10 protein-coding genes are annotated in these 12,255 nt (G+C 59.5%); 1 reads left to right on the top strand and 9 read right to left on the bottom strand.

Going from position 1 to position 12,255, the window contains the following annotated elements; translation table 11 throughout:
* The gene (locus B195_RS04170) at window positions 1-1,605 is read left to right on the top strand and encodes a sensor domain-containing diguanylate cyclase (RefSeq protein WP_003443569.1); all 1,605 of its coding nucleotides are present in this window, start codon (window positions 1-3) and stop codon (window positions 1,603-1,605) included.
* A 167-nt stretch (window positions 1,606-1,772) separates the two neighbouring features.
* On the opposite strand, the gene lpxC is transcribed toward B195_RS04170, so the two are convergent.
* From lpxC to murD, 9 genes are all read right to left on the bottom strand, one after another.
* Window positions 1,773-2,684 carry a UDP-3-O-acyl-N-acetylglucosamine deacetylase gene (gene lpxC, locus B195_RS04165; protein ID WP_003443572.1) on the bottom strand — a complete coding sequence of 304 codons (912 nt, stop codon included), beginning with the start codon at window positions 2,682-2,684 and terminating at the stop codon, window positions 1,773-1,775.
* Window positions 2,685-2,796: 112 nt separating this feature from the next.
* Window positions 2,797-4,011, bottom strand: coding sequence for a cell division protein FtsZ (gene ftsZ, locus B195_RS04160; protein WP_003443576.1), 1,215 nt, complete (start codon window positions 4,009-4,011; stop codon window positions 2,797-2,799).
* 71 nt (window positions 4,012-4,082) lie between these two features.
* Window positions 4,083-5,342 carry a cell division protein FtsA gene (gene ftsA / locus B195_RS04155; protein ID WP_003443600.1) on the bottom strand — a complete coding sequence of 420 codons (1,260 nt, stop codon included), beginning with the start codon at window positions 5,340-5,342 and terminating at the stop codon, window positions 4,083-4,085.
* A 15-nt stretch (window positions 5,343-5,357) separates the two neighbouring features.
* Entirely contained in the window at window positions 5,358-6,224 is an 867-nt protein-coding gene (locus B195_RS04150) for a cell division protein FtsQ/DivIB (protein ID WP_037001571.1), read from the bottom strand.
* A gap of 4 nt (window positions 6,225-6,228) precedes the next feature.
* Complete coding sequence (locus tag B195_RS04145; RefSeq protein ID WP_003443607.1) at window positions 6,229-7,185, bottom strand: D-alanine--D-alanine ligase; 957 nt, start codon at window positions 7,183-7,185, stop codon at window positions 6,229-6,231.
* Window positions 7,182-8,642, bottom strand: coding sequence for a UDP-N-acetylmuramate--L-alanine ligase (gene murC / locus B195_RS04140; protein ID WP_003443610.1), 1,461 nt, complete (start codon window positions 8,640-8,642; stop codon window positions 7,182-7,184). The genes B195_RS04145 and murC overlap by 4 nt, the downstream gene beginning before the upstream one ends.
* Entirely contained in the window at window positions 8,635-9,705 is a 1,071-nt protein-coding gene (gene murG, locus B195_RS04135; RefSeq protein ID WP_003443612.1) for an undecaprenyldiphospho-muramoylpentapeptide beta-N-acetylglucosaminyltransferase, read from the bottom strand. Before murG ends, murC begins: the two co-directional genes overlap by 8 nt.
* Window positions 9,695-10,909: a putative lipid II flippase FtsW gene (ftsW, locus tag B195_RS04130; protein ID WP_003443615.1), complete on the bottom strand. Its 1,215-nt coding sequence runs from the start codon at window positions 10,907-10,909 to the stop codon at window positions 9,695-9,697. Before ftsW ends, murG begins: the two co-directional genes overlap by 11 nt.
* Window positions 10,906-12,252 carry a UDP-N-acetylmuramoyl-L-alanine--D-glutamate ligase gene (gene murD, locus B195_RS04125; protein ID WP_003443619.1) on the bottom strand — a complete coding sequence of 449 codons (1,347 nt, stop codon included), beginning with the start codon at window positions 12,250-12,252 and terminating at the stop codon, window positions 10,906-10,908. The genes ftsW and murD overlap by 4 nt, the downstream gene beginning before the upstream one ends.
* Between the last annotated feature and the right edge of the window lie 3 nt (window positions 12,253-12,255).

The raw sequence follows: 12,255 nt of genomic DNA, 5'->3' as shown, positions 1-12,255 counted from the left end.
ATGACCATAAGGCCAGCATCCCAGCTGGCCTTATGCCAATATGGCGTAACCTTAGGTCTGGGCACCAAACGCATCAGTGAGGTCAAGGCCATTCCACATTCCCGCCGCACATCCTTCATTACCCGGCGCATGCTGATCAGGGCAACAACGCTGTCAGTGGTTGCCATCCTCGGCATCGTTGGCTATTTGCTGGTCAGGGAGTATCGCAATACCGAGCAGGATGCCACGCGTTCAGCCCTGAACCTGGTGCAACTGATCAATCGCGACATTCGTAACACCTTTTCGATTTATGACTCCGCGCTCACCAGCCTGATCGATTTTCTGCAAAGCCGGGAGCTCTCCACCCTTCCCTCTGCAACCCGACAGTCGCTGCTCTTTGCCAGGGCCAATGAAGCCCCGTCCAATGCCGGATTCTTCGTTCTGGATGCCGCGGGCCAACTGATTGCCAGCTCTGCACCGGGTATGCCCGTGCCAGACCAGGCCAGCCAGCAGCCTTGGTTCAAGGCCCACCTCGGTGCGGCAGACGACAAAATCTTCATCAGCCGCCCATTTCTCGCCGGCCAGGGCGCCAATGACTGGAATATTATTCTTAGCCGCAGAGTCTCAGGCCCGGAAGGCGATTTCCGGGGGGTTGCGGTGGGCCAGATAAAATTGAGCTACTTCCAGAGCATGTTCCGCGGTCTGGACATAGGGCCTACCGGCAACATCAGTCTGGTCAGCGCTGACGGAATTCTGTTGACCCAATATCCCGGGACAAACCGCGTCAGTATCGGCCAGGACCTTAGCCGGACCCCTAACTTCATTCGCTTCCTGGAAGAACGACATGGCAGCTTTACTGCCATGTCCGGGGTCTATCATCAGGAGCGTCTGTACAACTTCGCTCAGGTGGGCGAGTTGCCGCTGGTGGTGGTGGTCGCCATCTCCACCTCGAGTATTTTCGACAACTGGTGGCATACCGCCCTGTTGATCGGCAGTGCCACCCTCCTGCTCTGCCTGGGCTTGCTGTGGCTCACCTGGCTGCTGACGCGGGAGCTGCGCTTGCGGCACAAGGCCGAGCGGGTGCTGGCCGAGCTCGCTGCAACCGACCCCCTGACCGGACTGGCCAATCGCCGTACCCTGGACACAACCCTGGATCTGGAATGGCGCCGGGCGCAGCGCTCGGGCAATCCTGTATCCCTGGTCATGATTGATATAGATAATTTCAAGGCTTTCAATGACTGCTACGGCCATCAAGCCGGGGATGAAGCCATACGGCGGGTTGCCCAGGTGATCAAGTCCCACACCCGTCGCCCCGCCGACCTGGCCGCCCGCTATGGCGGTGAAGAGTTCGCCGTGATACTGACCGAGACCGAGGCAACAGGTACACGCCTGCTGGCCGAGAAGATTCGCTGCGCAGTGGAGCAGCTGGAGCCTGTTGCCGAGCACAGGAAACTGACCATCAGCCTGGGCGCCTGCAGCCGCTACGCAAAACCCGGGGATGACCAGCAAGCCCTGATCAGCACGGCCGACAAGGCGCTTTACCAGGCCAAAAAAGGCGGGCGCAACCGGGTGGTTTGCATCAATGAAACGGGATTGAACGCGCTGCAGCCGAAGCCAGAGGCTTGAAGACTTCCCCAGCGGCAGCAGATTTTGCAGGAACTGGCTTGATCGCGATCTTTTCAACCAGGCCGCCAAGAGCTCGCTCCGACAGAACTTGTTCAGCCCCCACCAATTTCAGGGCAAAAAAAAGCCACCCGGGGGTGGCCTTCAAAAACTAGAGAAAGAAGTTTTACTTAAACTGCTGCAACCGGACGCATGTACGAAATCGGTGCTGTGCTGGCGTCTTCAAAGGTCACGACTTCCCACGCATCTTTCTGTTCAATCAGCTTGCGAAGCAGCTGGTTGTTCAGTGCATGGCCAGACTTGAAGCCCTTGAACTCACCAATCAGGCTATTGCCCAGCAGGTAGAGGTCACCAATAGCGTCGAGAATCTTGTGCTTCACGAATTCGTCTTCGTAGCGAAGGCCGTCTTCGTTCAGTACACCATTGGCGTCGACCACGATCGCGTTTTCAACGCTACCGCCGAGTGCGAGGTTGTGCTTGCGCAGGTACTCGATGTCACTCATGAAACCGAAAGTACGCGCGCGGCTGACTTCTTTTACAAACGAAGTGCTGGAAAAATCCACGGTTGCGCTTTGGGTACGGTTACGGAAAACCGGGTGATCGAAATCGATCTCAAAGCTCACTTTGAAGCCTTCGAAAGGGACGAAAGTGGCGCGCTTGTCGCCATCTTCCACTGTCACTTCACGCAGGATACGGATGAACTTCTTCGGCGCGTCCTGTTCTTCCAGGCCGGCAGATTGAATCAGAAACACGAAAGGTCCGGCGCTACCGTCCATAATCGGGACTTCAGACGCGGAGAGTTCGACGTAGGCGTTATCGATCCCCAGGCCAGCCATGGCCGAGAGCAAGTGCTCTACCGTGTCTACTTTGGTATCGCCGTTGACCAACGTGGTCGACATCGTTGTCTCGCCGACGTTTTCCGCGCGGGCAGGAATCTGCACAACAGGGTCAAGGTCTGCACGACAAAACACGATGCCGGTATCCACAGGCGCAGGCTTGAGGGTCAGGTAGACCTTCTCACCGGAGTGCAGGCCGACACCTGTGGCACGGATAATATTTTTCAGGGTGCGTTGTTTAATCATGGCATTGGCCGCTTCAGCGCAAATTGCGAACTGGTATCAACAAAGGCTGGCGATAATAGCAGACCGAACCTTTGCTGAATACCAATCACCTTAATCCCCCTGATTGATTTCATTAATCAGCCTGTCGACGCAGGAAAGCCGGGATATCCAGATAATCCAAATCGTCTTGCGGGTTGAGCTTGGCAGCGGTAGTCGCGCCTTGCTGGGCCTGATTACGCATCACGGTCGGGCGGTCCAGATCACGGTAGTTAACCACTGGCTGTTCCTGACGCTCGGTACGTGCTTCCTGACGAGTAGAAGCTGCGTGTGCCGAAGAGGCTGCGTAAGAGGCTTGAACGCTGTTGTCGATAACCTTGACCGGCTTCTCGATTTTCGCGCCCAGACCGGTCGCAACCACGGTCACATGCAGTTCGTCGCGCATGTCCGGATCGATAACGGTACCGACCTTGACCATGGCGTGCTCGGAAGCGAAGGCTTCGATGATGCTACCCACGTCGGAGTACTCACCCAGGGACAGGTCAGGACCGGCGGTGATGTTCACCAGGATGCCGCGTGCACCTTCCAGGTTCACGTCTTCGAGCAACGGGTTGCGGATCGCCGCTTCGGTTGCTTCACGTGCACGGTTCGGACCGCTGGCGCAGCCAGTGCCCATCATCGCCATGCCCATTTCGCTCATCACGGTACGTACGTCGGCAAAGTCGACGTTGATCATGCCCGGACGCTTGATGATGTCGGAGATACCGCGAACGGCACCGGCCAGTACGTCATCGGCCTTGGCGAAAGCCGACAGCAAGCTGGCGTCCTTGCCCAGGATGGTGAGCAGTTTTTCGTTCGGAATCGTAATCAACGAGTCAACGCTTTCGGACAGCAGACGAATACCTTCGTCAGCGATCTGCATGCGCTTGCGGCCTTCAAACGGGAACGGACGGGTCACCACCGCAACGGTGAGGATCCCCATTTCCTTGGCCACTTCGGCAATGATCGGCGCTGCACCGGTACCGGTACCTCCGCCCATGCCCGTGGTGATGAACACCATATTGGTGCCCTGCAGCACTTCAGCGATGCGCTCTCGGTCTTCCAGAGCGGCCTGACGACCGACCTCAGGATTTGCACCCGCACCCAGGCCTTTGGTCACACCGGTGCCCAATTGCAGGATGGTTCGGGCGCCGATGCTTTTCAGCGCTTGCGCGTCAGTGTTGGCGCAGATGAATTCCACGCCTTCGATGTTGCTCTTAACCATATGATTAACAGCATTGCCACCGCCACCACCAACACCGATAACCTTGATTACCGGGCTTTGCGGGATGTTGTCTACGAGTTCGAACATTTTCCCTCTCCTTTCATTTCTCTAGTTTTTTCGCCTACTTCTACTGCTTTGAATCTTTTACTGCTCAAGCTTTAAAAGTTGCCCTGGACCCAGCGCTTCAGGCGCTCAAGCACAGGGGCTTTTTGTTCATCACTGCTGTAGTTGTCGCGGTTGCTGATACCCGACATGGAGATGCCGTCTGACTGCTTTTGCAGCCCGTACAGCAACAAGCCCACAGCGGTGGAGTAAATCGGATTGCGCACAACATCGGACAAGCCCTTGAAGCTGTGCGGCACGCCCAGACGAACCGGCATATGGAAGATTTCTTCGGCCAGTTCGACCGCACCTTCCATTTTCGAAGTACCGCCGGTCAGCACGATGCCGGCCGGGATCAGGTCTTCGTAGCCGCTGCGACGCAACTCGGCCTGAATCAGGGTGAACAGCTCGTCGTAACGCGGCTCGACCACTTCGGCCAGGGCCTGACGGGACAGTTCGCGCGGTGGACGGTCGCCTACGCTCGGGACTTTGATGGTTTCACCGGCGCCGGCCAGTTTGGCCAGGGCGCAGGCGTAACGGATCTTGATTTCTTCGGCGTACTGGGTCGGTGTGCGCAACGCCATCGCGATGTCGTTGGTCACCTGGTCACCGGCAATCGGGATCACCGCCGTGTGGCGAATGGCGCCTTCGGTGAAGATCGCGATATCGGTGGTACCGCCGCCGATGTCGACCAGGCACACACCCAGTTCTTTCTCGTCATCGGTCAACACCGAGTAAGCCGACGCCAGTTGCTCGAGGATGATGTCGTCCACCTCAAGGCCACAGCGGCGCACACATTTCTCGATATTCTGTGCTGCATTCACTGCGCACGTTACTACGTGCACCTTGGCTTCCAGACGTACGCCCGACATCCCCAGTGGCTCACGAACGCCTTCCTGGTTATCGATCACGTAGTCCTGGGGCAAAGTGTGCAGCACGCGCTGGTCTGCCGGAATCGCAACGGCCTGAGCAGCGTCAAGCACGCGCTCAAGGTCGGCGGAGCTGACCTCACGGTCCCGAATTGCCACGATGCCGTGGGAGTTCAGGCTGCGGATGTGGTTGCCGGCAACACCGACAAACGCCGAGTGAATCCGGCAACCGGCCATCAGCTGCGCTTCTTCGATGGCGCGCTGGATCGATTGCACGGTGGACTCGATATTCACCACCACGCCTTTCTTCAGGCCACGGGACGGATGCGTGCCAATACCGACGATTTCGATGGTGCCGTCTTCCCCGACCTCGCCCACCAGCGCCACCACCTTGGAGGTGCCGATATCGAGACCGACGATCATTTTTCCGCTTTGCACGTTTGCCATGGGTCCTGCCTCTTCTTAATTCTTCGCGACAGCGGGTTGGGCTATCGTCGGTGCCACAGGTTCCCGCCAGCCGACGGCCAATCCGTTGGCATAACGCAAATCGATGCGCGCTATGTTTGTAATCTGTTCTTTCAGCGTTTTTTCATAGATGGCTATGAAGCGACGCATTTTTTCTACCAGGTGATCGCGCCCCAACAGCAACTCGATCCCGGGCCCTGCACTGCCGGCTCCGGTGGTCAGGAACCAGCTACCGCGTTCACGCAATTCCAGCCGGGCAATGGAGAAGCCCATCGGACGCAGCATCTGGCTCAACACCTGATACTGCTGCATCACTTGCTGCTGAGCCCGTTGTGGGCCGAACAGCTGCGGCAAGTGTTCGTAATTGGCCAGCTCACGCGGGGTGAATGCCTGGCCCTGGTTGTTCAACAGCGCTTCATCACCCCAGCGGGCTACCGGCAACTGTTCTTCGAGACGGATCACCACCTGGTCAGGCCATACGCGCCGGACTTCGGCGTGGGCAATCCAGGGCATCTGTTCCAGCTCGGTACGCATGCCTTCCAGGTCGACGGTGAAGAAGCTCGCCGCCATGTAAGGGGCAATGCGCTGCTGCACGGCCTGCTGGCTGATGTAGGTCAAATCACCCTGCACGTTGATGTTGGTGATCGGCCGGTCGGCGTACGGCATCAGGCGCTGCGCACCTTCGTACGTGCCGTACCCCAGCACCACCAGCAACACGGGCCAGAACAAGACTTTCAGGAAGCCAAAATTGGCTTTCGGCAGACGCACTGACATCGGCTCTTTAGCCACCATCCGGCTTGCGCCCCGAGGCACCGGCTTGCGGCCGGGAACGGGTTGCTGATGACGAAGCGATGCGCCTTGCATGTTTTTAACCTCGAGCCTCGACGCTGGCTGCCAGAATCGACAGCACCAGCTGTTGAAAATCCAGACCGGCAGCACGGGCCGCCATCGGCACCAGGCTGTGATCGGTCATGCCCGGAGCGGTGTTGACTTCGAGCAGCCAGAACTGGCCATCGGTGTCCTGCATCACGTCCAGACGGCCCCAACCGGCGATACCTATCGCCTCACAGGCTTTAGCCGTGAGGTCCATGAGTTCTTGCTCCTTGGTGCTATCGAGCCCGCACGGGATCCGATACTGAGTATCCGAGGACAGGTACTTGGCGTCGTAGTCGTAGAACGAATGCGGGGTGCCCAGTGCAATAGGTGGCAGCACTTGGTCACGCAGGGTGGCGACGGTGAACTCGGGACCGGTGATCCATTGCTCAACCAACACTTGCGAGTCGTACTTACTGGCCTCTGTCCACGCAACGATCAACTCGTCAGCGCTGTTCACTTTGGCCATACCGATACTTGAACCTTCATGTGCCGGTTTGACGATCAAAGGGAAGCTCAGTTCCTTCGCCGCAGAAATACAATCGGCTTCGCTGGTCAGCACGGCATGACGCGGGGTTGGAATACCCAGGCTGTGCCACACCTGCTTGGTGCGCAATTTGTCCATTGCCAGCGCCGAGGCAAGGATGCCGCTGCCGGTGTAAGGGATGCCCATGTATTCGAGCAGGCCCTGGATGCTGCCGTCTTCACCGCCACGACCGTGGAGAATGATGAAGGCACGGTCGATTTTTTCGTGCGTGATGCGGGCGATGAAATCGTCGCCGACATCGATCCCGAAGGCATTCACGCCGGCACTTTGCAGTGCTTCAAGCACGGCATTGCCCGACTTCAGAGACACTGCGCGCTCAGCGCTTTTGCCGCCGAACAACACGGCAACGCGACCGAAGTCGGCAGGGGCAATGGTGGAGAACAGATTGGCGTAGGCAGCGGTCATTTCAACTTCCCCCCGCTGGCTGCGACAACGGCACCGGCGAATAGTGGACTGTTAATAAGTTGCGGTGCCAGACGGCCGATATCGCCCGCCCCTTGGCACAACAGGATGTCGCCGGCACGCAGCAGCGGCTTGACGATCGGCGCCAGCTCAACGCCACGCTCGATGTAGATCGGGTCCAGCTGGCCACGCTGGCGGATGCTGTGGCACAGCTGGCGGCTGTCGGCGCCCGGAATCGGCTCTTCGCCGGCCGGGTAGACTTCCATCAACAGCAGTACGTTGGCGTCGGCCAGCACCTGCACGAAATCGTCGTACAGATCGCGGGTACGGCTGAAGCGATGGGGCTGGTAAACCATGACCAGACGACGGTCCGGCCAGCCACCGCGCACTGCTTTAATCACGGCCGCAACTTCGGTCGGGTGGTGACCGTAATCGTCAACCAGCATCACGTGACCGCCTTCAACCGGCAGCTCGCCGTAGACCTGGAAGCGTCGGCCTACACCCTCGAAGCCAGACAGACCCTGGACAATGGCCTCATCGCTGATGCCTTCATCAGATGCGATGCAGATGGTCGCCAGAGCGTTCAGCACGTTGTGGTTACCCGGCATGTTCACCGACACATCCAGCGGCTCGCGATCGGGGCGCAGCACCGTGAAGAAGGTCTGCATGCCTTGCTGACGAACATTGATCGCACGCACATCGGCGGCTTCGCTGAAGCCGTAGGTGACGGTGGGACGCTTGACCAGGGGCAGGATTTCACGCACCACCGGATCATCCAGGCACAGCACGGCCAGGCCGTAGAACGGCAGGTTGTGCAGAAACTCGACGAAGGTTTTCTTCAGCTTGTTGAAGTCACCCTCATAGGTCGCCATGTGGTCGGCGTCGATGTTGGTCACCACCGCAACCATCGGCTGCAGGTGCAGGAAGCTGGCATCGCTTTCGTCAGCTTCGGCAATCAGGTAACGGCTGGTGCCCAGTTGTGCATTGGTGCCCGCTGCATTCAGTCGGCCACCGATCACGAACGTCGGATCGAGGCCACCGGCTGCGAACACCGAGGCCAGCAGGCTGGTGGTGGTGGTCTTGCCGTGGGTACCGGCTACGGCGATGCCGTGGCGATAACGCATCAGCTCGGCCAGCATTTCAGCCCGCGGCACCACCGGAATACGGCGTTCCAGGGCAGTCGCGACTTCAGGGTTGGAGGTGTTGACCGCACTCGACACGACCAATACATCGGCAGTGGCAGCGTTCTCGGCGCGGTGACCGATAAAGATGTGCGCACCGAACGACTCAAGACGCTCGGTAACTGGCGATGCGTTCAGGTCGGAACCCGACACTTCATAACCCAGGTTCAGCAGCACCTCGGCAATACCGCACATGCCCACGCCGCCGATGCCGACGAAGTGGATGCGACGAATACGGCGCATTTCCGGTTGCGGCATGGCTTTCTGATTCTCAACCATTGGCCACCTCCAGGCAGATATCTACAACGTTGCGGGTTGCATCAGGTTTGGCCAGGCGGCGAGCATTGGTCGCCATGCTGTTCAGTCGTTCCGGTTGCATCAAAACCTCTGTCAGGCGTGCGGCCAGTTCGGCTGCGCCAGTTGTCGCTTGCGGCATCAGGAAGGCAGCACCTTCGCGAGCCAGAAAGTCGGCATTACGGCTCTGATGGTCATCAATCGCGTGGGGCAATGGCACCAGCAGCGATGGCAGACCGGCCGCAGCCAGTTCACTGACGGTCAGCGCGCCTGCGCGACAAACCACCAGGTCGGCCCAGCCATAGGCTTGGGCCATGTCTTTGATAAAAGGCTGCACTTGAGCCTCGACGCCGACCGCGCCATAGCGCTCGGCGGTAATTTGGTCGTGCTGTTTGCCGGCCTGGTGAAACACTTCAGGACGCACCTCAACCGGTACTTTGGCCAGTGCTTCAGGCAACAACTTGTTCAACGGCTCGGCACCCAGACTGCCGCCCAGCACCAGCAGGCGCGCCTTGCGGCCTTCGAGTGCGGCCCGTGGCGCCAGGCTGAACAATTCAGGGCGAACCGGGTTACCGGTACTGCGCAGCTTGTCCGATACCGCGAAGGTTCCGGGGAAGGCTTCGCACACACGGCTCGACATCGGCACCAGCAAGCGGTTGGCAGTACCGGCCACGGCGTTTTGCTCGTGAATGATCACCGGTACACCGCAGGTTTTGGCTGCCAGACCACCAGGCCCGGTCAAATAGCCACCAAACCCGAGCACGCAGACCGGCTTGAGCTGGCGAATGATTTTGCGCGCCTGAAACATGGCCTTGAGCAATACAAACGGCGCCTTGAACAGCGACAGCTTGCTCTTGCCACGCAGGCCGGTGACGTTGATCCGGTGCAGGGTAAAACCGGCAGGTTCAACCAGTTCGTTCTCGATCCCGCGCGGGGTTCCAAGCCAGTGCACGCTGTAGCCGCGTGCTTCAAACTCACGGGCGCAGGCCAGCGCAGGGAACACGTGTCCGCCAGTACCGCCCGCCATGATCAGCACATTAGCGCCCATTGTTCGGCTCCTCTGCGAAATCACTTTCTTTGAAATCAGTCTCTTCGCTGCCCAGGTGGGTTCGACTCTCCCACTCGATTCGCAGCAGCAGACCCATACATACGCAGCAAATCACCAGGGAACTGCCGCCATAACTGAGGAATGGCAAGGTCAGACCCTTGGTTGGCAACAGGCCGACGTTCACCCCGATATTGATCAGGAACTGGCCGATCCACAGGAACGACAAGCCGTACGCCATGTAGGCGGCGAAATACTGTTTGGCCCGCTCGGCCCACATGCCGATGTACATGCCGCGTACGCAGACGAAAACGAACAGGGCCACGGTCAGCAAGGAGCCGACCACACCCAGCTCTTCAGCCAGTACCGAGAATACGAAGTCGGTGTGCGCTTCCGGCAGGTAGAACTGCTTCTGTACGCTGTTGCCCAGACCGACCCCGAACCACTCGCCACGACCGAATGCGATCAGGGCCTGGGTCAGCTGATAACCGGAGCCGAACTGGTCGGACCACGGGTCGGTAAAGGTGATCAAGCGGGCCATACGATAAGGTTGCGCCTGCACCAGCACGAAGACCGCACCGACTGCCAGCGCCACCATCAGGGCGAAACGGAACAGGCCAACACCGCCCAGGAACAACATCGCTGCCGCTGCCCCCATCATTACGACGGTGGCACCGAAGTCAGGCTCCATCAGCAACAGACCGGCCATCGGCAGCAACACGATGAAAGGCTTGAAGAAGCCCATCCAGCTTTCGCGGACTTCCTTCTGCTGACGGACCAGATAACCGGCGAGGTAGATCACCACGAAAACCTTGGCGATTTCCGAGGGCTGTACGTTAAAGAAGCTGAAGCCGATCCAGCGCATCGAGCCGTTCACTTCACGGCCAATGCCCGGCAGCAGCACCATCACCAGCAAGCCGAACGCACCGATCAGCAATAACCAGCCCAGGCGCTGCCAGGTGGCAATCGGCACCATCATGGTCAGCACGCATGCAACAAGGCCAAGCACGATATAAAACAGGTGGCGGATCATGTGATAAAGGGTGTTGCCCGACTGCAGGGCGGCCACTTCAGACGATGCCGAGGTGATCATCACCAGGCCCAGGCCGAGCAAGGCCATGCAACCGGCCAGAAACGGGAAGTCGAGGTCAATGCCACGGCCCGTGATCAACGGCGAAGGGTAAGGTTTGAGAATGCCGAAAATCATGCCTGGGCCTCCACTGCACGCGCAAACAGATGGCCACGCTCTTCGTAATTTTTGAACATGTCGAAACTGGCGCAGGCCGGCGACAGCAATACCGCGTCACCCGGGCGGGCCAGCGAACGGCTTTGGGCAATGGCTTCGTCCAGGGAGCTGACGCGCACCTGGGGCACGCTATCGCCCAAGGCGTCGGCGATCAGGCCGGCATCGCGGCCCATCAGGACCACTGCGCGGCAGTACCTGGCCACGGAGTCGTGCAGGCCACTGAAGTCTGCACCCTTGCCGTCACCGCCGGCGATCAGTACCAGCTTGCCGTCCATGTCCGCTCCCAGGCCTTCGATGGCGGCCAGTGCGGCCCCCACGTTGGTGGCCTTGGAGTCGTTGTAGTAGCTCACACCCTCAAACTCGCGTACCCACTGGCAGCGATGTTCAAGACCGGTGAAGCTGCGCAGGCCGCTCAGCATGGCGTCGAACGGCAGGCCCACGGCATGCCCCAGCGCCAGTGCCGCCAGGGCATTGGCCTGATTGTGGGCGCCGCGCACTTTCAGCTCGCGGACCGGCATCAGGTTTTCAAATTCGAAGGCGAGATATTTTTCGCCGTTTTCTTCACGCAGGCCGAAAGCCTTGAAGTCGGGCGCGCTCAAACCGAAGGTCCAGCACGGCAGCCCTTCGCTCATCAGCGGCCGGGTCAAGGCGTCCTGACGGTTGACCACCACCTGCCTGGCACCGCGGAAAATCCGGTGCTTGGCCAGGTGGTAGGCCGGCAGACCGCTGTAACGGTCCATGTGGTCTTCGCTGACATTGAGCACGGTGGCCACTTCTGCGCCCAGCTGGTTGGTGGTTTCCAGCTGGAAGCTCGACAGCTCCATGACGTACAGCTCGATGTCATCACTGAGCAGATCCAGCGCCGGCGTGCCCAGGTTGCCGCCGACGGCAACACGCTTGCCGGCAGCCAGGGCCATTTCACCCACCAGGGTGGTCACGGTGCTCTTGGCGTTGGAACCGCTGATTGCCACGATCGGTGCCTTTGCGTTACGCGCGAACAGATCGATATCACCGGACAACTTCACGCCACGGGCAGCCGCTGCCTGCAGTGCCGGAGTTGCCAATGCCAGGCCGGGGCTCACGTAGAGCTCATCGGCGCGGCACAGGAACTCGACATCCAGTTCGCCACAACGCACCTCCACCTGGGGGTAGTCACGGCGCAGCGTGGCCAGCTCCGGCGGATTTTCCCGCGTATCCGCCACAGCAAAGGACACGCCCTGCTGCGCCAGAAAGCGCACCAGGGACATGCCGCTCTTGCCGAGGCCGACAACGATGCGGAAGTGGTCAGAAGCGATCAGAGACACAGG

It is taken from the genome of Pseudomonas sp. Lz4W (assembly GCF_000346225.2).
Taxonomy (GTDB): domain Bacteria; phylum Pseudomonadota; class Gammaproteobacteria; order Pseudomonadales; family Pseudomonadaceae; genus Aquipseudomonas; species Aquipseudomonas paraversuta.
This window is presented reverse-complemented; position numbering and strand designations above follow the sequence as displayed.